Raw genomic sequence first — 22,614 nt, 5'->3', positions numbered from 1 at the left:
TCTTAGCGACACTAGAACGCGACTAACAATCAGTGGGGGATAAGGAAAACCCCCACTGATTGAAGTTTCACTTTATTGAAAGCAAATGAAAAGAGCAGATTGAATAAATGCTTTAAATTTTCGATATAATTTCAATTACTTTATAATGATGGATTAGCAGACAAAATTGTCCAGCTCCGTTTTTTCGGATGTTAATGGGGTAAAAACAATTAAAAATGGATTAATATTGGAGGAAATCAACTTTGTTCATTGCTATTTTGTTTTTTATGTTCATGTCCTTTTTCCTGTCGGGAAGTGAGACTGCCTTAACTGCTGTTAACAAAATGAAATTAAAATCCAGAGCAGATAATAATGATAAGAAAGCACAAAGAATTTTGGATGTGGTGTCAAAGCCTGATGAGATGATTACATCCATATTGATTGGCAATAATATTGCTAATATTATGCTGCCTACACTGGTTACCATAATTGCGCTTGATTATGATTTCAATGTAGGGGTGGCAACAGGAATTCTGACTGTAGCATTAATTTTATTTGCGGAAGTTCTGCCAAAGTCCATCGCAGCAAGCTTTGCCGACAAAATTGCTTATCTTGTATTTCCGGTCATTCGAATTCTTATGCTGATTTTAAAGCCGGTCACTTTTCTAATATCCAGGTTCACGAGGGTAATTATTAAATTTCTTTCTAAAAATGATGTGGGTTCAGTATCTGTATCCAAGGAAGAGCTCATTACCATGGTTGATATAGCTACAAGCGAAGGAACCTTCCATGAAGAAGAAACACAGCGAATTAAAGGGATCATTGATTATTATAATTTAGATGTCAGTGATGCGCTAAAAACGCCGCGAATGGAAATTGAAGGCATTCCATATGAAGCAACGATAGAAGAAGCAAAGAATATAGTGTTGGATAATCGTTTTACAAGGTATCCGGTGTATAAAGATAATATGGATAACATTGTCGGGGTTTTCCATGCTAAGGTTTTGCTCTCCTGGTCCAATCAGCCTGAGAAGTCCCTGAAGGATTTTACTGATTTAGAGCCTTTATTTGTATATGAATTTCATAGCATTGACAAGGTATTCAAAATGATGATGAAAGAAAGGAAGCATCTTGCCATTGTACTTGATGAATATGGCGGGACGAAAGGCATCATCACACATGAGGATATTCTTGAAGCGATGCTGGGCCAGGAAATTGAAGATGAAACGGATGAAAACGCGGAAGTGCTGATCGACGAATTAACGGAAAATCATATTATTGTTCACGGCAAATTGGCAATCCGCAGAATTAATGAAGTCTTTAAAACAAAAATCCCCGAAGAGGAAGACATCCTTGCAGGATTTTTACTAAAAGAACTGGGTCATTTTCCAGAAGAAGGAGAAACATTCGAATACCATCATCTGCATTTTGAAATAAAATCAATAAAAGACAATAGGATTAAGCTGGTCGAAATTAAGAAAAAAACACCTTGATGTATATAAGCATTATTTCCGGACGGGAATAATGCTTTTTTACTATCCATTTAAAGAAAGCAGGATAAAACCAACAGGAGGATGGGAACAATAGGTACAGGAAAATAAATAAATAATTTTTATTTTTCTGAAAATATAGGTCCTTTTTAGTATATAATAGAATAAAAATAACAAATTTGAGGTGACTTTATCATGGAAAATAAACCCTTTCATTATGACGGAAGCTTACAAATGAACTATGAAAAAGATGGAGAAGCAAGTTCAAGCATTCCTTTTGAACTAACAGATGAAATGAGAAAAAATATCGGAACCAATCCGTATTCACCTGAAATCCAAGAATAATTAAGGACCCGATCAGGGGTCTTTTTTTTGTGGATTATTATTCATTTATTATGGGTATTAAAAATAGCATGAGCAAATCATTTGAAAATCTTTTTTGTTTTGAATATGATTATCTCGGATTAAGAATAAAAATGATCATACTGCAGGATGAATACATATTTTACTTCTGATTCAAACTAAATTGACTACTTAAATTGGAAAGGTGATAAAATTATGGCTCAGGTTTTATACATTACAGCACACCCTCATGATGATAAGGTGTCATACAGCATGGCAGCAGGAAAGGCATTTATTGATTCCTACAAGGAAGCTAATCCAAATGACGAAATCGTTCATATTGATTTATACAAGGAAAATATCCCGGCAATTGATGTGGATGTTTTCAGCGGATGGGGCAAGCTTCAGTCAGGCAAAGGTTTTGATGAACTGTCAGAAGATGAAAAGACAAAAGTAGGCCGGTTATCCGAACTAAGCGAGCAGTTTGTTGCCGCTGATAAATATGTGTTTGTAACACCGCTTTGGAACTTCTCATTCCCTCCAGTCATGAAAGCGTATCTTGATTCAGTGGCTGTAGCCGGCAAGACGTTTAAGTATACGGCTGAAGGCCCAATCGGGTTATTGACTGACAAAAAAGCGATTCACATCCAGGCTCGTGGGGGCATCTATTCCGAAGGGCCTGCAGCAGAGATGGAAATGGGTCACCGCTATTTAACAGTATTAATGCAATTCTTCGGCGTTCCTTCATTCGAGGGTCTGTTTGTGGAAGGGCACAACGCAATGCCTGATAAAGCTGAAGAAATCAAGGCTGACGCCATTGCCCGTGCAAAAGACAAAGCGAAAACATTCTAAACAAAAGCAGCGGATTTCCGCTGCTTTTTCTTTTTGACTAGGCATATATAAGGAGAGCTCTTGTCCCGGAAGAATAGTATAATACAGGAAGAATAGAAGCTGGGAACGAAAGGGGGACGTTTCATGAAAATCTCGGAATTCAGCCCCAGCCATTTAAATGAGGATGATGTTTCCAAGCTGCTTTATGATGGGATTGAGGATAATCTGCAAAAAGGAGATTTAATTTTTGTGCCTGGAAGCAGCAAAGCAGCAGAATACCGATTGCCTGAAGCGATCAGGATATACAAGGAAGGAAGGGCAAAAAAGCTGCTTTTGTCAGGTGGTGTAAAATGGCCCGGCCAGGACATGACTGAAGCTGAAATGTTAATGAAAAAAGCCATTATGTACGGAATTCCTCGAAATGATCTCTTCATTGAAAATAGTTCTCTCCATACAAAAGAAAATGTGCTTGCCTCCATGCTGGTTATGGACCGGATGTGCGGGCTGGAGAACATCTCCAATATCATTGTTGTAACTGCTCCTTTTCATATGAGGAGGCTGCACTTAACATTATTGACGTACATGCCAAATTGGATTAACTATTCTCTCGTATGTTCTGATGATGGTTCAACCGGGAAAGAGCAATGGAAGCAGCATCCTTATGGGAGAAAAAGAGCGTTTGATGAAGCAGGAAAAATAATTGATTACGTGAAAAAAGGCATTCTGATTGATCAGGAAATGTAATGATGAGAAAAGTCCCCGCCAGTATCCATCTGGCAGGGATTTTTTTAAAATGTATTATAAATATTCTCGCATTCTTCCGCTGTAGGCTCGTAAAAGCAATGCAGCTTAAATCTTCCGGCTAAGGGCTGATTGTACCATGTGGGCGGACATTCGCCAGGCGGCCGGAAATACCATAGTGCAAATTTGGATGGCCAGATCCGCTCACCACGTACAGCCCTTCGCGCGAGTCTTCTTTCCACTTCCCTTGCCCTCTGATAAAAATAGCCTTTTTGGACAGCTTCAAAAGCATGTGGCTGGTAAATCATTTGCGGTATGGTGCGAATACCAACGAAATCAGAACAATTTGCCCTGATACGGTTAATCCCCACATTTCCCACCATTAACATGCCCTGCTGGCCTTCGCCTTCAGCTTCTGCCCGAAGAAGGCGGGCAAGCAAATCTATATCTTGTTCTCGTGCCTTCACCACTGCCATTCTGTCTCACCCCAATTCCTCTAATTTTATATAGGCTGATATAGGGTATGCACATAAGAGTGGAATGTGCTTTTTACAAGGAAAAAGCTCCGGCAGAAGCTGGAGCTTTTAGTTGGCATAAAAATTTTCCGTATAATAAGGCTGTGATTTTGAATTAAAAGCGACACCGACACCTAAAAATTCATAATCCGCACGCAGAATATTTTTGCGGTGGCCGAGTGAATTCATTAACCCTTCGTGAGCAAAGATACTGCTGAATTGACCGGAAGCAAGGTTTTCCCCGGCTAACATAAATGAAACTTCATCCGCCTGCATTCTGTCAAAAGGGGAGAGGCCCTGCAGGTTGGTATGGTCAAAATAATTGTTCTCTGCCATATCGCTGCTGTGCTTACGCGCCGTTTCCTTAACAGTATCGTCCCACTCCAGAACGGGCACTCCATGATTTACTCTCTCGGCATTGGTAATGTCGAAAAGCTGCCATTCAAATCCTTCTTTTAAAACACTGCTGGCATTTGCATAAAAGGATTCTTTTTGCTTTTCGAGTGATTTGCTGATTATTTGAATGGATGTGACCGTATTGTCACGATGCTTATCATAAAAAATGGTTACGTAATTCCCATCCAGTTCGTATAAGTCATAATCACGATTCTCTTCAAGCTGAAAGATGACCAAATCCTTTCTCATACTGTCAAGCGGCTTTCCAAGCTGCTCCGCCACGGATGACTTTGGCGTCCCGTAGGCAATCTCTTTTGTGGAAGAAATCAGATCCTGATTTGTATAGATGCCCGCTGCTTTTTCCTGTTTGTCATAAGCGACCATTACGAAATTTTGATAGTGATCATGATAGGCATGCCAGTCTGTTCCATATTCATTCGCCGAGATACGATTCGAGGGACCAAGATTTTTTTCGATTTCCGCCTTATCATCACCTATTTCTATATTATGAATAGAAAAGGTTTGTTCCTCAGGAGCTTCCAAAACCGGTTTTTCTGCTTTATCCTCAGTTGAAAGATTTTTTTCCCCGGTATATTGACTGATTGTCAGGAGAAATTGATCCGCCCAGTTTTGGGCCTCTTCCATCATGCCGGTAATTACATTCTGGAGGTCTTTATTGTCTTTAAAAAACTGAATATCCGTTTTTATATTATCCATAACAGTTCCTGAATTAGTATCATCTGCTGATTTCTCATCCGGCTGTGAAAAGGCGAAACCGAGAAATAACAAGATAAGTATAAATAAAACCTTCCTCAAATAATCTCCTCCCATGCACCTTTCAACCCAATATCAAAGGTATGCCCATTCATTATAAGATCTAAAATTCCGGAAATGCAAAACATTGCGGCCATCCTTATTTTTCTACCCTGTTTGCCTGTCACTTTAACCGTGATTCGATATTTTCCGTTTTTAAGTGAAAAGTTTGGGTAACATAATTATAAAAATGAAAATGAACAGATGAGCTGCAAAGGGGGAAGCATGTTGAAACTAACACCGGAACAAAGAATTGAGCTGCATGGATTTAATAATCTGACGAAATCACTCAGCTTTAATATGTATGATATCTGTTATACGAGGACAAGAGAAGAGCGTGAAGCCTATATAGATTATATTGATGAGGAATATAGCGCGGAACGGCTCACAAAAATACTTACGAATGTTTCCGATATTATTGGTGCCCATGTCCTGAATGTGGCACAGCAGGATTATGTGCCACAGGGTGCAAGTGTGACGGTCCTTGTATCTGAAGGGCCAGTAGTGGAGGTACCGGCTGAATCTTATGATGAATCTCCCGGACCGCTGCCGGATAACGTAGTCATGCAGCTGGATAAAAGCCATATTACGGTTCATACCTATCCTGAATATCATCCTGACGAAGGAATCAGCACATTCAGGGCTGATATTGATGTATCCACCTGCGGAGAAATTTCCCCGCTAAAAGCCCTTAATTACCTGATCCATTCCTTTGACACTGATATCATGACCATCGATTACAGAGTCAGGGGATTTACACGGGACAAGGACGGGAAAAAACTTTATATCGACCATGATATCAGTTCGATCCAAAATTATATTCCTGACGAAGCAAAAGAAGATTTTGATATGATCGACGTAAATATTTATCAGGCACATACCTTTCATACCAAATGTAAAATAAGGGACTTCGATTTGGATAATTATTTATTTGGTTACACAAAGGACAAGCTTGATCCAAAAGAGGCCGAAGAGATTACTGAGCGGCTCACAACAGAGATGGACGAAATTTTTTACGGGAAAAATATTAAACCCGGTTCTATATCAGAGTGAAGGCTCCCAATCAGGGAGTCTTTTGTCATAATCCCCCGAAATCAGGAAAAGATATAGAATAACGATAATTAGGGGGATTTGGGATGGAAGAAAACAAGATTCATTTGACATCAGGTGAAATGGCAGTTTTATGGACGGGTTACCTAAATGACAGCATGTCATTGCCCCTTCTGGATTATTTTGTAAAGACTGTGGAAGATCATGAAATAAAACCTGTCATTGAATTCGCCCGGCAATTATCGGACGGGCATATCAGGTTTTTGACTGATTTCTTCCAAAATGAAAAGTTTCCAATACCAAGAGGCTTTTCATCTAATGATGTTAATCTCCATGCTCAAAAGTTATATACAGATACATTTATGCTGGAATTTATTATGCAGATGGCCAAATCCGGCCTTGTTGCATATGGCAGTTCTTTGGGCATGTGTTCCAGGAAAGATATTAGAGCATACTTTATTAAATGCATTGATCAAACCGTCGAATTGTTTGAAAAAGCAACGGATATAGCCTTAGAGAAGGGAATTTATCTGAGAAGGCCGTACATAGATCTTCCGGCGGAAACAGACATGATTGATGATAAAAGCTATTTAAGCGGCTTAAATCCTTTAAAGAAACCGCGGCCATTAAATGCGATTGAGATTGCCCATTTATCCTTTAATGTAGAAACCAACATGGTTGGAACCATGCTTGCTCTCAGTTTTTCACAGGCTGCCAAATCAAAAGAGATAATCAGCTATATGGAACGGGGTAAGGATATTTCAAAAAAACATGTGAAAGTTCTTAGTGCAGCATTGCTGGACAATGATATACAAGCCCCTAATTCCCCTGATTATGCTGTAAAGGGAAACGACGAATCACCATTCTCAGAACGGCTGATGATGCAGCTTATGGCGTTTCTGAGTACATTGGGATCGGGAAACTATGCCGCAGCAGCTTCCGCAAGCCAAAGAAGTGATTTAATCCTGAATTATGAACGTCTTTCTCTTGAGATTGCCCAGTTTGCCAAGGACGGAGCAGACATTATGATCAAACACAAGTGGCTGGAACAGCCGCCAGGTTCCCCCAACCGGAAAGACCTGGCCAGAAGGCAAAACTAGAACCAGGGAATGCTGCTCTCCTGGTTCTTTACAAATATACACCAATTCTATTTCCAAAACTTCCACCATTTTTTTTCAGGTTCCTGTGCGGCAGCCGCACTTCGGAAGGAAACAATCATATCCTGAAAAACATCTTCCCGCTGCTTTACTTCATGCCAATATTGCTCCCGCTCTTTATTAATGGTTTCGATATAAATTTCCCTGTCCGTATTTAACGTTTCGATCAGCGAGCTGATTTCGGTGCTGGTCACCTCGGCAGAAGAGGAGATGTAATGGATCATGGTTTTGAATTCTTCGGAGGATGCTTCAGAGGATTCCGTCAGTTTGTTTGTCAAATGATGAATTTGATCGGAAGTACGTTTCGAACTCTTCGCAACCCTTTTCGAAAGAGTTCCGAACGCTTCGGAAGTATGCTCCGAAGTCTGCTCAATCCTCGCTGACAGAGATTCAATTTCCGCTTTCGTTTTTTCGCCTGATTTGTAGATTGAATCCGATAGGCTTTTCACGGTATGCAAAGATCCTTTGCTAATCTCTTTTTTCACTTCTTCTAATACATCTTTTCGAACGCCGCTGCGAATTTCATTTCTGACATCTGAAAGTAAACTGTCCCTGAAATTTTCCATGATAGCCATGAGCTGTTCAGCATTCATGACTGATTCCTGCTCTTTATGTAATGCTGTTTCCGGTTCTATTGCCGCCAAAGCCGTTTCATTTGCTGGTGAAGACGTTTCAGAAGCATAGTCCATATGTTTTTGCATTAATTCCCGGATCATTTCCTTGCTCAGGTTTTTATCGCGCATTTGCTTCACTTTTTCAAGCAATGCAATTTCATGGTCTGTATAAAAACGGGCTCCCTGTTTGGACCTGGGAATCAGCAATAATCCGTTCAAATCCTTTTCCCATTGTCTTAAGGTCCCCGGAGGCACATTCAGCATTTTCGAAACCTCTTTAATTGTATAAGCCTTCATATATTGCGTATCCATTTAACTCAGCCCTTTCCAAAATAGATTCTGAATCATTCGGAAGCGGGTTCCGAATCAATTTCTACTAACCTATTCAGCATGCTATCCCTCTTTTTCCTGCCGCATGACAAAAGCTATCAAAACAAGACCTTATTCATCAGAAAAAAGCAAAAAACAGCCATTTTGACAAAGATCCTAAAAAATTTGCCAATCATAAGGCGATTTGTCATATCCGGGCGGGTATGGCACAATGGTAGGGGAGTTTAGCAAACTAGGATATTATGAAAACAGCGAAATGAAAAGGGAGCATGATCAATTGGGTAATAGAATTATCGCAATGTCTATAGCAGCCGGGGTTGGATTGTCTCTGACTGTGGGAGGCATAAAGATGGGGAGCAATGAACACTCAAAGGAAAAGGAAATATCCTATACAGCTGTTCCTCATGCGGAGGCTATGCATGAACCGCCTGTGAAGCAGGAAATTCAAAAGCAATCGGTGCTTCTGGATGTGCCATTGTACAACCAAATGGATCACCCGCGTTTATATAATGGTTGTGAGATTACCAGTTTAGCAATGATTATAAGCTATGAAGGCATTAAAGTATCAAAAAATGAGTTGGCAAAGGAAGTTAGCCGGGTACCGCTCAAGTTTAGCGGAGGTGAGTACGGGAATCCCAATGAGGGCTTTGTAGGCAATATGGAGGATGGTCCGGGATTGGGCGTTTATGAGGGGCCGATTTTCAATCTGGCGAAAAAGTACTTTCCTGATCGTGCTGAGAATCTGACTGGCAAACCGTTCGATGTGCTGCTTGAAAAAGTAGCGAAAGGGTCGCCGGTCTGGATCATTACAACCGCAAGCCTGTCACCCGCTGCATCTTTTGAAACCTGGAATACACCGGGCGGACCGGTGGATGTGACCTTCCAGATGCATAGTGTAGCCATAACCGGGTATGATGAGGAAAATATCTATATTAACGATCCGTATGGCACGAAAAATAAAAAGGTGCCTAAACAGCAATTTATAGAAGCCTGGGAGCTAATGGGGTCACAGGCTATTGTCATTAACTAGTATACTGGCAAAAGAAGGGGCTGCAGTTTGCAGTCCCTTCTTTATCGCAGTCTAACGGGCAGTAAGACCCCCACTTCAAGACTCAGAGGAATCCAAGGAGGATAAGCGGGTGTCAAACTGCCCGTAAAGGCCCGATTGGTTCAACTAACAATCCGTGAGGGATAAGGAAAACCCCACTGAAGTTTCACTTTATTTGCTTAATGATCCCATTCTCTTATACTTCAAAAAGATCCATTTTAAAAACGGAGGCACTACAAAGAAGATAAAGAATAAGCGAAAAAGCTGATATCCTGTTACGATGGCCAGGTCGGCCCCGGTTTCATGTGCGATGATGGCCATCTGATCCATCCCTCCCGGTGCAAGGCTCAGTAGTCCGGTGGCAGGGGAAAGGTCAAAAGCGTGTATTACCCAAAAGCCAAGCAGGGCCGAGCATACCATGAGAAGCAGGCCGCTCAAGGCAGCAAGTGAAATCGTTTTAATCTTATTGCCCAGTTTTTCAGGCTTCATCATCATGCCGATATGAGCTCCTATTAATAGCTGTGAAAAATCCAAAACAGACGGGGGGAGCTGAGGGCCATTTATGCCGGAAATGACAAGAACAGCTGTTCCTATAATCGGACCGAGAAGGTATGCAGTAGGGAGCTTCAGGCGTTTGCTTAGAATAATGCCGGCAAAGGAAACAAGAGAAAAGAGTAAGATATCAGGGAATAAATCCCTCCATAATGGAACTGAAGCTGTAAAATCCGTACTGCTTGCGTTGTCCATCCATGGTCCGAAAACCAGAACAGGGACAATGAAGATAATCATAGTCAGCCTTGCAACCTGCATAAAGGTAACTACTGTGATATCAATTCCTTTGACTTCCTCTGCCAGAAGAATCATTTGCGAAAGACCTCCGGGAATACTCCCGATCAGCACTGTTGCATAATCGATGCCCATTAATTTAGCAATGAGAAGGGCAGAAAGGGCACTAAAGAGGATCAGGCAAACCGTAATGAGAAAAATAAAAGGGAGCTTCTGGAGAATAAGCAGCACCGCGTCCTGTGTAAAGGAAAGGCCGATGCTGTATCCGACGATGATCATCCCGGCATCGCGAAATGCGGCTGGCCAGTAAAATGGAATCCTGCTGAGCCGGCTTCCAATCATTACACCAGTCAATGCACCAAGCAAAAAGGCGACAGGAATGTGCAATAAAGAAAATAACCCTGCACCTATTACAGCAGCAGAAAAGGTGAAGAAAACATTTTTAGTCACGAAAAAACCTTCTTTTAATTAGATTACCTAAAGATATTTATACCATATTTGAACTATGAAGGAATTACAAGTTTTATGTAATGGAATGTTTTCATACATTTATAAAGAGGTCAGTATTCTTAGAAGGGGGACTAACCATGCCGGAAAAATTAAGCCATCTGGTTTTCATCTTATCTTTTATATGCCTCGGTTTATTTCTACTTCTTGGTTTTTCGCCTCTGTATGATCTTTACCTGCATAATATCGGACATCGTCCATTTTCACTTCTTCTCCTCCTGACAGTCCTTGTCTTCCTCGTGAGTGTTATAGTCTTAAAGAAAGTCCAAAATTGGCAGGCGGGCTTTCATGTCTTATTTTCCATTATCCTCACGCTTTTTCTTTCATCCGTCCTCGCGATCATTGTGTTCTTTGGGGGCCAATTCAGGTAAAAGTAAAGAGCCTGCACCATTAAAGGTACAAGCTCAGCCCATTTACTGGATTGGCATCCAGTTTACCTTCCATATTCCTTCGCTGTTTTTGCTCAGGCCGAAGCCCAGCCCATCCTCTTCAGATATGGAAATATACGCTGAAGAGTCATCGATCATGACTTCTTCCAGACTAGTATTCTTCACCCTATGCAATAATGTCTTTTCTTCCGGTATAGATGCTGACTCCCTTATCGCATTGAGGTAATCATTCAGAGTTGGAAACGGTTTTTCGATACCCGGGTCATGGTTAAACAAGGCATATTGAGTATAATAATCTTCAATTTCCTCAGCGAATAAGTACAGCTGAAATACTTCTGACGGTCTTAGACCACTTAATATCTCATCTGTCCCTCTTAAAGAAAATTCTTTATACACATGGTTTAATGGCTCTGGAAGGACCAGCTTCTTATCATTGTTCAGCATCAGCTGGAATGGCAGAGGCTCCATTTGCAGTTCCTGTGGCATAATCACCTCAACAGCGTCAGCCTGATGGACAGTGCCTTCTGCAGCACGATATCCGCCGATAATTAAAGAAACATTTTCCTCTTTAATTGGCATTTTGACGCCAAACACCTTTTTCAGCTTCTCCTGGTCGGCCTCATTAAAAGCTATTTTTACGTTTTTGCCATCTATGAGCGGCAGCAGCTTTAAGGAATTATGATCAGGCAGAAAGTATACAAGGTCATTCTTAAAATCCAGAGTGCCTGTGATTTCTGCTTTGCCTGTAAAAACTGCGGATAAGCTGCCATGTGAATCCTTCTCAAAACTTTTCAATTTCCAGTTGTTCAGCATAGCACCCTCTGCAAGACCAGGATAAAAATATCTATCTGCCACGGCGGTTTTCTGTCCATTTTGCTTTGTAAAGAAATCTGTCTGAATTCCGGCAATCCCGCCAATCAAGAGGACAAATCCGACAGCTGCAGCTGCAGACAGAAGCTTTGGAACATATTCTTTTTTTCGTCTCTTAACAGCAGAAGAGCCTATCCGGTTTCTGACTATCTGTTTTTCCTGTTTTGTGAAAACAGATTCCTTCGTCCATACAGCATTCATTGCTTTCTTAACTTCATGATTCAGATCACCCATGCTGTTCACCTCTTTCTGAATCGGTTAGAATTTTCCTGACTTTTTCCTGTCCTCTGTACAAGCGTGTTTTAACGGTTGAAATAGGAATATTAAGAGCTTCACTTATTTCAGCAAGACTAAAATCCTGATAATAATGGAGCAGAAAAACTTCTCGGTATTTTACTGTCAGTGATTCTATCGTTTTCAGCAATTCATGATGTTCATCCTGTTCCAGAAACGCTGCTTCAGGATCTTTTCCTCTATCCTTTTTCAGAAGAAAAATCTTTTCATTCATAATCAAATTGCGATAATGCCAGCTTTTAAGGTAATCCTTGCTTTTATTAATAGCGATTGTGAAAATCCATGTTTTAAAAGAAGATCTTTGCTGAAAATTTTCCAGTTTTTCATACACAGTAATAAAGGTGTCCTGTGTTAAATCGCTGGCAGTATTCCAGTCTTTCACATAGCTGTATATTAATCTTTTCAGAACGGTTCCATACTCATCCATGATCGTTTCAAGAACGAGAGCACGGTCCACTTTATCCTCAATTGACCGTTTTACATACTCATCAATGCTCACATGTCTGCCTCCTTCCTTAAATGCCAGGCCTCCGATTTTGGCTGCCTTTTATTTGACTGACAGTTAGACGACAGATACAAGCAAATCGCTTCATTTTTTTGGCATTTATTAAGATTATACATAAAAAGCGCAAACCATTTGGTCTGCGCCTGAATTATTTATTCACTTTTTTCCTGATTAAATAAAACCACATCAATGCATAGGTTAAGAACAGAAGGAGCAAAAATAAGAACACAGACAAATCGTCTTGAATGATCATTCCATTACACCTCACTTCAAGCTTGCATTTATCGCAGTCTAACGGGCAGTAAGACCCCCACTGATTGAAGTTTCACTTTATTTTAGGCTGTCCAATGGAAACGGAAATAATAAGTAGAAAATCACCGCAGCAGGCAAAGAAATGAGCATGGCCATTGCCGGTTTTCTATAGTGGACTCTTAATACTGCGAACAAAGCAATATTCAGCCAAATATTATGCCAGCCGTTCCAGCCATTATCGTACACAAACATCCCTTTATGGGCAAACAGAGATTGAATGATGGTAAAAAAGCCAATCCATACAGCAGAGTAAATGTATCCATGATTTTTATTCTCAGGATAACGCTGCAGATATATGATCAGAGCCATGGGAGTTATAAAGTAAGTGAAAGCTAAGTTAATAATGGAATGGTTAAGCCATTCGGCCGTAATGCCTCTAAAAGCCCAGAGAGTATGATTAAAATAGAGCATATTATAGGTAAGGTTAATCGCAATAAAGTACAGCACAGTCGGGTATTGTTTTTTCCATTGTGACCAATCAATAAAGCGGTAAGCAAACAAAATCCATACAGCAATAACAAGTATCAGATACATAGGACATCACCTTTAATATTTAATACATACAGGTATTGCCATATTTTTAAAAAATATTCACCTGAAAATCACCGTCTTTGAAGGATAGCCGGGTTAACTATATAATGGCTTTATTGTGTTAATAGAAGAAAGGGAGAGGATCATGACAGAATCAAAAATTTCACCGCAGATAAAATTAATCGCTCTCGATATGGATGGAACTTTATTAAATTCCAGAGGGGAAATTCCTGAAGAGAACCGTGCAGCCATAAAAGAGGCGAAGGAGAAAGGAATCGAAGTCATTTTGAGCACCGGAAGATCAAGGCTCACAGCAGGCGATCATGCCGATTCCCTGGAATTAAACTCCTATTTAATCACGGTTAATGGCAGTGAAATATTCGGCCCTGATGGAGAATCAATTTCTAGAGCTCCCGTTGATTCCAAAGTTATGGAATGGATGTGGAACTTATCACAGTCACATAAAACCAATTTCTGGGCCACCAGCTGCGAACGGGTATGGAACAACGAAATGCCGGAGAATATCCATGACCATGAGTGGCTCAAATTTGGATTTGATATATCAGATGATGCAGTCAGGGAACTGATTCATAACGAGCTGCAGTCAAAAGGCGATTTGGAAATTACTAACTCAAGCTTAACCAATATTGAAGTCAATGCTCTGGGCATCAATAAAGCGAAAGCGATCCAGAAGGTAACAGAGATTCTTGGCATTTCAATGGAAAATGTAATGGCCATGGGAGACAGCTTGAACGATATTGCCATGATTGAGGAATCAGGCTGGGGAGTAGCAATGGGAAATGCCCAGGAAATCGTGAAAGAAACAGCCGATGCTGTGACGGGAACCAATGATGAATCCGGTGTTGCACAGGCAATCCGAAAATGGGCCCTATAGGGAACAAAAACCGGCTATCATGCCGGTTTTTTGGTTTACTTCATTGACCTAAGAATGGTTTCCTCTAATTTGACTTCTACATTCCCTTTAATTGCCCTTGAAATCATGCAGGATGCTTCAGCTTTTTGTGCAAGCTTTCGGGCAAGTGCAAGGTGCTTTTCATCGGCATCTGCCTTCAGTACGATAACCGGCCGATGAATGATTTTCCTGTAGGTGATCACACCATTGGTCACATCCACAACACCGACGGATTCCATCGTTAGGTCATCTTTCTCAATCCGGCTGCGTTCCATCATGGCTGCCAGGGTAATAATATAACAAGTTGCCGCCGCCCCCAGAAGCATTTCATCCGGATTGGTTCCGATTCCAGGACCGTTCATTTCCGGAGGGATAGATACCTTAGTTATAAGCCCGCCTGTTTCAATTTCACCCACATCATTGCGAAGGCCAGGCCAATGTGCTTTTAAATGAAAATGGTGTTCAGCCATATTTGAATCCTCCAAGTTATGTATTTCTACTTACACATTAAAGAGGAACAGGCAGAATTGCAAGACTTTACAGATTTCACGTTTCAGGCTAAGATAAAAACAGCCAACTTAATAGTTTTACTGCTAGGGGTGCCCGATGCTCGCGGGCTGAGAAAGAAACCGGACTGTTTTTTACCCTTCGGACCTGATCTGGATCATACCAGCGTAGGAAAGTAGTAATTGCGGGGAACGACGTTCTTTCTCTTAGATTATTCAGCCAGGTCCAATTTCGGATCTGGTTTTTATTTTGTTCTCAAAACAAATGAATTGGCTATCAATAAGGAGGATTTTCTATGAATCTTAACGATCAGATTGTCATTATTACAGGCAGCAGCAGAGGGTTGGGCAAAGAAACAGCAAAATCATTCGCGAGAGAAGGGGCGAGAATTGTCATTAACTATTTCCATAGCGAGGAAAAAGCCTATGCTCTGCAGAAGGAAATTGGCGAATCAGCCATTGCCATTCGTGCTGATGTTCGGGACAGAGTTCAAGTGAAATCCATGTATGAAAAAACGAAGGAACACTTTGGAGCCCCCATTACAACCATAGTCAATAATGCACTTGTGAATTTTCAATTTGACCCTATTTCAAAAAAAGATGCAGAAACAATTAAATGGGACGATTACAAAAATCAGCTGGAAGGTGCAATTCTAGGAGCATTGAACACAGTTCAGGCAGGTCTTGACGATATGAAAAAACAGGAGTTTGGCAGGATAATATCGGTCGGCACCAACCTATTCCAGCATCCAGTTGTACCCTATCATGACTATACGACCAGCAAAGCTGCTTTATTAGGCTTCACCAGAAATATGGCGAATGAGCTGGGCCAATATGGAATTACTGCAAATATGGTATCAGGCGGTTTGTTAAAAACGACAGACGCCAGTGCTTCGACCTCTAAGGAAGTCTTTGAAATTATCGAAAACTCTACTCCATTAAGAAAAGTCACAGATCCTGCAGAAGTGGCAGATGCGATAGTCTTCTTCGCCTCTCCCTGGGCAAGGGCAGTTACAGGACAGAATTTGGTTGTGGATGGCGGACTAGTTATGAATTAAAGGAGGATTCTAAATGAATATTCAGGAGATTAGCAGTCTATTAGATAAAGTAAGAGAGTCAAACCCTCTGGTACATAATATCACCAATGTGGTGGTAACCAATTTTACTGCCAATGGCCTGCTGGCAATAGGGGCATCACCTGTAATGGCATATGCGCATGAAGAGGCGGGTGATATGGCTAAAATCGCCGGGGCACTGGTTCTCAACATGGGAACACTGACTGAAATAGAAGTGAAAAGTATGCTTATCGCAGGAAGGTCTGCCAATCAGCATGGTGTGCCGGTAATCTTTGACCCGGTTGGTGCCGGCGCGACAGCTTATCGAACAGAAACAGCCAATAGAATAATGGAAGAATTAGATATTAGCATCATAAGAGGCAATGCTGCAGAAATTGCCAATGCTGCAGGACAGCAATGGAATATTAAGGGCGTCGATGCCGGAGAAGCAGAAGGAAACACTTCAGATCTTGCAAAGTCGGCAGCAAATAAACTTGGTGCAGTCACCGTCATTACAGGGAAACAGGACATCGTTTCAGATGGACATTCCACTTTTACGGTCAACAATGGCCATCCCCTGTTAACGAAAGTAACAGGTGCCGGATGTCTTTTGACTTCTGTCATTGGAGCTTTCGCTGCTGTTGAAAAGGATCCAGTAAAAGCGGCAGCTGCTTCATTGGTCGTGTATGGCTCTGCCGCCGAAATCGCTGCAGAAAAAACGGATGGCAGGGGCCCGGGCACTTTCCAAATAGAGTTCTTGAATAGCTTATATACTATTTCAGCCGCAGATGTTGAGTTGCGCGGCTCTTTTAGTCAGATAGGAGGGGAATAACTATGAAGGTGAATAAAGCCTTAACCATAGCAGGATCAGACAGCGGCGGCGGTGCGGGTATTCAGGCAGATTTAAAAACCTTTCAGGAACTCGGCGTTTTCGGCATGTCAGCGTTAACTGCCGTAACTGCCCAAAACACCAGGGGAGTGCAGGGAGTTTATCCAATGACCCCAGATGCTGTTGCGTCCCAATTGCAATCCATTGGAGAGGATTTATGGCCGGATGCAGTCAAGACAGGAATGCTCTTCAGTGCAGAGATTATCGAAAGGGTTTCAAAGGAGATTGCGAAATACGGCTGGAACAAAATCGTCATTGATCCGGTGATGATTGCAAAGGGCGGAGCTAGCCTTCTGCAGACTGAAGCCATTTTAGCGATGAAAAAGCTTCTGATTCCCCTCTCAATGGTCATCACACCCAATATACCCGAGGCGGAGGTTTTAACGGACACTGCCATTCGCTCAATGGATGATAAACGGAAGGCAGCAAAAGAACTGTATAGGCTTGGTGCGAAACATGTCATCATTAAGGGCGGTCATGAGGAGGGAAAAATGGCTGCCGATCTATTATTTGACGGTGAAGGTTTTACCGAATTCAAGAGTAATAGAATCCAAACAGCCAACACACATGGGACAGGCTGCACTTTTTCTGCTGCAATCACAGCCGGCCTCGCTGACGATCTTTCTGTGCCACAGGCTGTTGATCGCGCAAAGCAATTTATTCAGGCAGCAATAGAAAATGACTTAAGAATTGGCAGCAGTCATGGACCAACCAATCATTGGGCTTATAATTTGAAGAAAAAGGAGAGCTTCATATATGGAAGTTAACCCTAAGCAAATACGAAACTGGCTTAAAGTGTATTTCATAATGGGGACCGTAAATTGCCGCTATAAGCCTGAAAATATTCTCCGGTCAGCGATTAAAGGGGGCATATCCCTGTTTCAATTCCGTGAAAAAGGTGCAGGATGCCTGCACGGCAAAGAGAAGGAATCTCTTGCAAAAAGGCTTCAGGCAATCTGCAAAGAGAGCAATATTCCTTTTATTGTAAATGATGACATTGAATTGGCACTTAGTATCAACGCAGATGGCGTCCATATAGGCCAGGAGGATGAACCGGCAGATGTGGTCCGCAGGAAAATCGGCAGCAAAATCCTTGGCGTCTCCGTGCATAATATGCTTGAAGCAGAAGCAGCAATCCGGCAGGGGGCAGATTACCTGGGCATTGGCCCTATTTATCCGACAAGCACAAAAAAAGATGCCAAAGCCGTTCAGGGTCTTACTTTTTTAAAGGAATTGAGAGCTGCTGATATCCAGATTCCTGTTGTAGGAATAGGGGGAATTCATTCTGAAAACACACCTCCCATTATGGACGCAGGAGCAGACGGTGTCTCTGTCATTACGGCAATCAGCCAGGCGGATTCCCCGGAAAAATCAGCCAGGGAGCTAAAAGGAGCAGTAATGAGAAATATCCATTAATTTTGGGCATTTATAAAAAAATCAGTATTCGATTGCCTTTCAAGCATCAGTGTTTATTACTATGCAATTATTGAAAAGCCATGGTAATGTTGTACTCATACAGATTTTTTCGTAAGGAGATACAATTGCAATGAAACTCATATCATGGAATGTGAATGGCATTAGGGCCTGTGTGAAAAAAGGCTTCATCGATTACTTCAAAGAGGTGGATGCAGACATCTTTTGTATCCAGGAGTCTAAATTACAGGAGGGGCAGATTGAGCTCATCTTGGATGGCTATCACCAATATTGGAATTATGCTCTGAAAAAAGGGTATTCCGGGACAGCTGTTTTTACGAAAAAAGAGCCGATTTCTGTCCGCTATGGGGTGGGCGATGATGAAACAGAACCCGAGGGCAGGATTCTTACGCTTGAGTATGAAGACTTTTACCTCGTGAATGTCTATACGCCGAATTCGAAGCGTGACCTCGCCCGTCTTCCATATCGTCTGGAATGGGAAGAGCGGATTAGGGAATATTTACATGAGCTGGATGGAATCAAGCCTGTTATTATGTGCGGTGACTTAAATGTGGCCCATAATGAAATAGATTTAAAGAATGCAAAATCCAATCGTGGAAATTCCGGGTTTACCGATGAAGAACGCGACAGAATGACCAGATTACTTGGTTCAGGGTTTGTTGATGCTTTCCGCTATAAATACCCGGAAGCCGAGGGAGCCTATACATGGTGGTCCTATATGGCAAAAGTAAGGGAGAGGAATATCGGCTGGCGGATTGATTATTTTATAGTTTCAGAAAAGCTTCAGGAAAAAATAATAGATTCACAAATTCATTGCGACATTATGGGAAGTGACCATTGCCCGGTAGCCCTTGAACTGGATCTATGATGAAGCCTCTGCGATGTGCAGGGGTTTTGTTTTAGGAAAACAGGCAATAATTGAATTAAGATTATCTAAAGGAATGGTTATATGAACAAAACAGAAATGCTGAAGCTTTTTGTTCTTATTGAGAGAGTGTATCCGCCTTTCCGGATCAAAAACGAAATTGTTCATCATTATTTTGATCACTGTCTGGAGTTCGACTACGAAAAAGCCTTCAACAGCATAAAAGAGCATATCAGGAAAAGTCCGTATCCTCCATCTATCAGTCATATCGGGTGCTCTGCTGAAATGGCAGACTGCCGAAATTGGGAACAGGAGTATGTCCTTGCTGATCATGTGTGTTGATATTAATGGAAAATGTTTTGTAAATTTGTTATAATGCGTGTAAATCAAATAAAGTGAAACTTCAATCAGTGGGGGGTTCCTTTCCCCCACTGATTGTTAGTTGAGGCCCACGGAAAGTGGGTCACAAAGACGTTGCCACAGGATGTGGCGTTCTTAGTCTTTGTTCTTTTTTTCGGGCCTTTACGGACAGTTTGACCCCCACTTATCCTCCTTTGTTTCCTCTGGGTCTTGAAGCGGGGGTCTTACTGACCGTTAGACTGCGATAATAAAGGTTTTCTAGGGTTCCGCAGCAGCTGCTGGCCTGGTCCGAGAGAAAACTCATAGCCTTTATGGCTATGCCACGGAGGGATAAAAGCCTGGGAGATACTGATTATCAGATATCTTCCGGGCTTTTTTCTTTTTCAGGAAAATTAATAAAGGAGCTGATTTCATGCAGTGGCTAAAGGTATTTATTGCTGCATTTTTTGAAGTTTTTTGGGTCATTGGCTTAAAGCATGCGGATGATCCCTTATCATGGACAGGGACCATCATAAGCATCGCTGTCAGTTTTTATCTGATGATCATGGCGGGCAGGGTGCTGCCGGTAGGGACGGTATATGCTGTCTTTGTTGGCATGGGCACCGCCGGGACAGTACTATCTGAAATTATATTTTTCGGAGAGCCTTTGAAATTATCTAAAATCATTCTGGTTCTTGTTTTATTATTAGGAGTACTTGGCTTAAAGCTGGTGACAAATGAGGACGAATCAAAAGGAGCTGAAAGTTCATGAGCTGGCTGTATCTGATTCTAGCGGGAATTTTTGAAATGACAGGTGTCACCATGATTAACAGCTGGCATCAAAAAAAGAACTGGCAGTCCTTGCTTCTGCTAATTGGCGGCTTTGGCGCCAGCTTCCTGTTCCTGTCTCTGGCCATGAAAGAACTGCCGATGGGCACAGCTTATGCCGTCTGGACCGGAATCGGCGCCGCCGGTGGAGCGGTCCTTGGCATGATCCTGTACGGAGAACCGAAAGATGCCAAACGTATATTCTTTATTGCAATGGTATTAAGTGCAGCGATTGGACTAAAACTTGTGTCTTAGATAAGAAACCCGGGCTCACTAAACAACGGTCGCCATCAACATCTCATAGCAGTTCACCAGCATTCCATAGTAAAAAAACAGAAGTTTGTTCATATTAAAAAGGACATGAAAAAGAGGTGACTGCTATGAATTTTGATTACACAGTTGAATCAGAGAAATCCATTGAAGAAGCAATTACAGCATTGGAAACACATTTAAAAGATGAAAAGTTTGGTGTACTTTGGACTTTTGATATTAAAGAGAAGCTGGAGGAGAAGGGCTTTCATCTGGAAGAAGAATTTAAGGTCCTTGAAGTTTGTAATCCCCAGGAGGCGGAGAGAGTACTGAAAGAAGAAAAAAAAGTTGGCTATTTTCTCCCCTGTAAAATCGTTGTATATAAAGAAAGCGGCAAAACAAAGATAGGATTGCCAAGGCCAAGTATGTTAATGAGCATGATGGAAAGTCAGAAACTTAAAGAAATGGCATCAGATATAGAGAAGCGCCTGATTGCCTGCCTGGATAAGTCCATTTAAGCCGTTTCCATAATAAAACTTCCTTCCAAAGACAAACAGTAATTAACACTGTTTGTTTTTCTTTTTATGGCTTACAATAGAATGTGAATTCTAAATATTATGAAGGTGAATCTATGGAAACAAAACTAATTTTAATCGAGGGTCTGCCGGGTTCCGGCAAATCCACTACGGCAAGATTGGCCTATGATGTGCTTAGGCAAAACGGCATCGAAGCAGAAGTATATTACGAAGGTGATCTCGACCACCCGGCCGATTATGAAAGTGCAGCTTACTTTACTAATGAAGAGTGGCAGCTCTTAATAGAAGAATTTAGCCCCTTCAGAGATCAACTATCAGAGAAAAGCATTTCAGAAGATAATGGCTTTTTGCTGCCTTATAAAAAGCTTGGATCTGATATGCCTGATACATTTTTTGAAAAAGCATTTAAACATGATATCTATGAGCTGCCATTAGAGCAAAATATAAAGCTCATTACTCAAAAGTGGGCAAGATTCGCCAGGCAAGCTGAAAACAGCAATAAAGTTCATATTCTTGAATGCTGTTTTATCCAGAATCCCGTTACGATCGGAATGATTAAATATGGGGCTCCCCAAACAAAGCTGCTGGATTATGTTTTAGCGCTGGAAAAATCGGTGAAAAGGCTCAATCCGATGCTAATTTATATCAATCAGGATAACATAGACTACTCCTTCAAAAGAGCAATAAAAGAACGGCCGAAAAGCTGGTCTGAGGGTTTTATCCATTATTATACCCAGCAAGGATATGGAAAACAGAATCATCTAAGCGGGGAAGAAGGCACCATAAAGGTTCTAAAAGCAAGGAGAAAGGCTGAAGAAGAGATCCTGAAAAAACTGACTATCCGAAAGAACCTAATCAATAACACTGCATATGATGAGCATTCCCACAGAATCGCTTTAAAGAATGTCTTGATCAATAACCCTGTAAGGAAAGGAAATGTTTAAATGATCCATCAGGAAAATTGTCCTTTTTGCAGTCCGCACAAGGATCCTCAACAGAATATCATTTTTGAAAATCGTACTTGTTATTTTCTTCAGCACGATAAAGAACAGGACGTTTTGGAGGGCTGCGGGGTTATTGTGCCAAAAGCACACCATGCAGATGCCTTTCACTTAACGGCTGAAGAGTGGAAGGATACATATGAACTTCTTCAAAAAGCAAAAGATTATTTGGATAAAAAGTATGCTCCGGATGGGTACACTCTTGGATGGAATGTCGGTGAAGCTTCAAATCAATCCATTCTGCACAGCCATCTGCACGTCATACCCAGATATAATGATGAAACACACGCAGGAAAAGGGCTCAGGCATTGGCTGAAGCAGCCTGAAAATAAAAGAGGCGCAGTGAATAAATAAAAAACACACAGCAGACTGTGTGTTTCAGACTGTCGACAAACTCGATTAAAATCGTGCTTGTCTGCAGTCTTTTTTGTTTTACAATAGAAGTAATACAATGCTTGAGGTGATTAAAATGCTTTCCAAACATAATCCAATTCAACGG

28 protein-coding genes and 2 riboswitches are annotated in these 22,614 nt (G+C 41.5%); of the genes, 20 read left to right on the top strand and 8 right to left on the bottom strand.

Annotation, left to right across the window (positions count from 1 at the left end):
* Window positions 1-242 precede the first annotated feature (242 nt).
* From BK139_RS22780 to BK139_RS22770, 4 genes are all read left to right on the top strand, one after another.
* The gene (locus BK139_RS22780; RefSeq protein ID WP_076263366.1) at window positions 243-1,472 is read left to right on the top strand and encodes a CNNM domain-containing protein; all 1,230 of its coding nucleotides are present in this window, start codon (window positions 243-245) and stop codon (window positions 1,470-1,472) included.
* A gap of 192 nt (window positions 1,473-1,664) precedes the next feature.
* A complete protein-coding gene (locus BK139_RS24210) occupies window positions 1,665-1,814 on the top strand; it encodes a hypothetical protein (RefSeq protein WP_175609184.1) in 150 nt (49 codons plus the stop codon).
* 213 nt (window positions 1,815-2,027) lie between these two features.
* Window positions 2,028-2,663 (top strand): FMN-dependent NADH-azoreductase, encoded by a 636-nt coding sequence (locus tag BK139_RS22775; RefSeq protein ID WP_076263363.1) that lies wholly within the window; start codon window positions 2,028-2,030, stop codon window positions 2,661-2,663.
* Between the two features lie 123 nt (window positions 2,664-2,786).
* Window positions 2,787-3,386: a YdcF family protein gene (locus BK139_RS22770; protein ID WP_076263361.1), complete on the top strand. Its 600-nt coding sequence runs from the start codon at window positions 2,787-2,789 to the stop codon at window positions 3,384-3,386.
* 44 nt (window positions 3,387-3,430) lie between these two features.
* Here BK139_RS22770 and BK139_RS22765 read toward each other — a convergent pair whose 3' ends face one another.
* Window positions 3,431-3,859 (bottom strand): cell wall hydrolase, encoded by a 429-nt coding sequence (locus BK139_RS22765; protein WP_076263359.1) that lies wholly within the window; start codon window positions 3,857-3,859, stop codon window positions 3,431-3,433.
* Between the two features lie 108 nt (window positions 3,860-3,967).
* On the bottom strand, window positions 3,968-5,110 hold the full coding sequence (locus BK139_RS22760; protein WP_286149096.1) for a CAP domain-containing protein: 1,143 nt from the start codon (window positions 5,108-5,110) through the stop codon (window positions 3,968-3,970).
* Between the two features lie 225 nt (window positions 5,111-5,335).
* On the opposite strand from BK139_RS22760, the gene speD reads away from it, so the two are divergent.
* Together speD and BK139_RS22750 are read left to right on the top strand one after the other, a co-directional pair.
* Window positions 5,336-6,160, top strand: a complete 825-nt coding sequence (gene speD / locus BK139_RS22755; protein ID WP_035330912.1) for an adenosylmethionine decarboxylase — start codon at window positions 5,336-5,338, stop codon at window positions 6,158-6,160.
* 83 nt (window positions 6,161-6,243) lie between these two features.
* Window positions 6,244-7,257 carry a DUF3231 family protein gene (locus BK139_RS22750; protein WP_076263355.1) on the top strand — a complete coding sequence of 338 codons (1,014 nt, stop codon included), beginning with the start codon at window positions 6,244-6,246 and terminating at the stop codon, window positions 7,255-7,257.
* A gap of 47 nt (window positions 7,258-7,304) precedes the next feature.
* On the opposite strand, the gene BK139_RS22745 is transcribed toward BK139_RS22750, so the two are convergent.
* Window positions 7,305-8,240, bottom strand: a complete 936-nt coding sequence (locus BK139_RS22745; protein WP_076263353.1) for a MerR family transcriptional regulator — start codon at window positions 8,238-8,240, stop codon at window positions 7,305-7,307.
* A gap of 295 nt (window positions 8,241-8,535) precedes the next feature.
* Between BK139_RS22745 and BK139_RS22740 the strand changes: the two genes are divergently transcribed.
* Window positions 8,536-9,288 carry a C39 family peptidase gene (locus BK139_RS22740; RefSeq protein ID WP_076263369.1) on the top strand — a complete coding sequence of 251 codons (753 nt, stop codon included), beginning with the start codon at window positions 8,536-8,538 and terminating at the stop codon, window positions 9,286-9,288.
* 189 nt (window positions 9,289-9,477) lie between these two features.
* On the opposite strand, the gene BK139_RS22735 is transcribed toward BK139_RS22740, so the two are convergent.
* Window positions 9,478-10,542 carry an AbrB family transcriptional regulator gene (locus tag BK139_RS22735; RefSeq protein WP_076263351.1) on the bottom strand — a complete coding sequence of 355 codons (1,065 nt, stop codon included), beginning with the start codon at window positions 10,540-10,542 and terminating at the stop codon, window positions 9,478-9,480.
* A 137-nt stretch (window positions 10,543-10,679) separates the two neighbouring features.
* Between BK139_RS22735 and BK139_RS22730 the strand changes: the two genes are divergently transcribed.
* Window positions 10,680-10,970, top strand: coding sequence for a hypothetical protein (locus tag BK139_RS22730; RefSeq protein ID WP_048012061.1), 291 nt, complete (start codon window positions 10,680-10,682; stop codon window positions 10,968-10,970).
* 42 nt (window positions 10,971-11,012) lie between these two features.
* On the opposite strand, the gene BK139_RS22725 is transcribed toward BK139_RS22730, so the two are convergent.
* From BK139_RS22725 to BK139_RS22715, 3 genes are all read right to left on the bottom strand, one after another.
* Window positions 11,013-12,092 carry a hypothetical protein gene (locus BK139_RS22725; protein ID WP_076263349.1) on the bottom strand — a complete coding sequence of 360 codons (1,080 nt, stop codon included), beginning with the start codon at window positions 12,090-12,092 and terminating at the stop codon, window positions 11,013-11,015.
* The gene (locus BK139_RS22720; protein WP_076263347.1) at window positions 12,085-12,651 is read right to left on the bottom strand and encodes a sigma-70 family RNA polymerase sigma factor; all 567 of its coding nucleotides are present in this window, start codon (window positions 12,649-12,651) and stop codon (window positions 12,085-12,087) included. Before BK139_RS22720 ends, BK139_RS22725 begins: the two co-directional genes overlap by 8 nt.
* 336 nt (window positions 12,652-12,987) lie before the next feature.
* Window positions 12,988-13,503 carry a CBO0543 family protein gene (locus BK139_RS22715; protein WP_076263345.1) on the bottom strand — a complete coding sequence of 172 codons (516 nt, stop codon included), beginning with the start codon at window positions 13,501-13,503 and terminating at the stop codon, window positions 12,988-12,990.
* A 142-nt stretch (window positions 13,504-13,645) separates the two neighbouring features.
* On the opposite strand from BK139_RS22715, the gene BK139_RS22710 reads away from it, so the two are divergent.
* A complete protein-coding gene (locus BK139_RS22710) occupies window positions 13,646-14,395 on the top strand; it encodes a Cof-type HAD-IIB family hydrolase (RefSeq protein ID WP_076263343.1) in 750 nt (249 codons plus the stop codon).
* Window positions 14,396-14,430: 35 nt separating this feature from the next.
* Here the strand turns inward: BK139_RS22710 and BK139_RS22705 are convergent, their stop codons facing one another.
* On the bottom strand, window positions 14,431-14,883 hold the full coding sequence (locus tag BK139_RS22705) for an OsmC family protein (RefSeq protein WP_076263341.1): 453 nt from the start codon (window positions 14,881-14,883) through the stop codon (window positions 14,431-14,433).
* A gap of 115 nt (window positions 14,884-14,998) precedes the next feature.
* A riboswitch (TPP riboswitch) is annotated at window positions 14,999-15,111 on the top strand.
* Window positions 15,112-15,215: 104 nt separating this feature from the next.
* On the opposite strand from BK139_RS22705, the gene BK139_RS22700 reads away from it, so the two are divergent.
* From BK139_RS22700 to BK139_RS22650, 11 genes are all read left to right on the top strand, one after another.
* Entirely contained in the window at window positions 15,216-15,977 is a 762-nt protein-coding gene (locus BK139_RS22700) for a 3-oxoacyl-ACP reductase (RefSeq protein WP_076263339.1), read from the top strand.
* Window positions 15,978-15,990: 13 nt separating this feature from the next.
* Window positions 15,991-16,806: a hydroxyethylthiazole kinase gene (gene thiM, locus BK139_RS22695; RefSeq protein WP_076263337.1), complete on the top strand. Its 816-nt coding sequence runs from the start codon at window positions 15,991-15,993 to the stop codon at window positions 16,804-16,806.
* 2 nt (window positions 16,807-16,808) lie between these two features.
* Window positions 16,809-17,630: a bifunctional hydroxymethylpyrimidine kinase/phosphomethylpyrimidine kinase gene (thiD, locus tag BK139_RS22690; protein ID WP_076263335.1), complete on the top strand. Its 822-nt coding sequence runs from the start codon at window positions 16,809-16,811 to the stop codon at window positions 17,628-17,630.
* A complete protein-coding gene (thiE, locus tag BK139_RS22685) occupies window positions 17,620-18,279 on the top strand; it encodes a thiamine phosphate synthase (RefSeq protein ID WP_076263333.1) in 660 nt (219 codons plus the stop codon). Before thiD ends, thiE begins: the two co-directional genes overlap by 11 nt.
* Window positions 18,280-18,409: 130 nt before the next feature.
* Window positions 18,410-19,165: an exodeoxyribonuclease III gene (locus BK139_RS22680; protein WP_076263331.1), complete on the top strand. Its 756-nt coding sequence runs from the start codon at window positions 18,410-18,412 to the stop codon at window positions 19,163-19,165.
* 81 nt (window positions 19,166-19,246) lie between these two features.
* Window positions 19,247-19,504 (top strand): hypothetical protein, encoded by a 258-nt coding sequence (locus BK139_RS22675; protein ID WP_076263328.1) that lies wholly within the window; start codon window positions 19,247-19,249, stop codon window positions 19,502-19,504.
* A gap of 265 nt (window positions 19,505-19,769) precedes the next feature.
* Window positions 19,770-19,869: riboswitch (guanidine-I (ykkC/yxkD leader) on the top strand.
* Window positions 19,870-19,934: 65 nt separating this feature from the next.
* Window positions 19,935-20,273, top strand: a complete 339-nt coding sequence (locus BK139_RS22670; RefSeq protein WP_076263326.1) for a DMT family transporter — start codon at window positions 19,935-19,937, stop codon at window positions 20,271-20,273.
* Window positions 20,270-20,584: a DMT family transporter gene (locus BK139_RS22665; protein ID WP_076263323.1), complete on the top strand. Its 315-nt coding sequence runs from the start codon at window positions 20,270-20,272 to the stop codon at window positions 20,582-20,584. The genes BK139_RS22670 and BK139_RS22665 overlap by 4 nt, the downstream gene beginning before the upstream one ends.
* A gap of 125 nt (window positions 20,585-20,709) precedes the next feature.
* Entirely contained in the window at window positions 20,710-21,096 is a 387-nt protein-coding gene (locus tag BK139_RS22660) for a DUF302 domain-containing protein (RefSeq protein ID WP_076263321.1), read from the top strand.
* A gap of 113 nt (window positions 21,097-21,209) precedes the next feature.
* A complete protein-coding gene (locus tag BK139_RS22655; RefSeq protein WP_076263318.1) occupies window positions 21,210-22,058 on the top strand; it encodes a P-loop NTPase family protein in 849 nt (282 codons plus the stop codon).
* Window positions 22,059-22,469 carry an HIT family protein gene (locus BK139_RS22650; protein WP_076263315.1) on the top strand — a complete coding sequence of 137 codons (411 nt, stop codon included), beginning with the start codon at window positions 22,059-22,061 and terminating at the stop codon, window positions 22,467-22,469.
* Window positions 22,470-22,614 lie beyond the last annotated feature (145 nt).

The sequence above is a fragment of the Paenibacillus sp. FSL R5-0490 genome (assembly GCF_001956215.1).
In the GTDB taxonomy this organism is placed as follows: Bacteria; Bacillota; Bacilli; order Bacillales; family Cytobacillaceae; genus Cytobacillus.
This window is presented reverse-complemented; position numbering and strand designations above follow the sequence as displayed.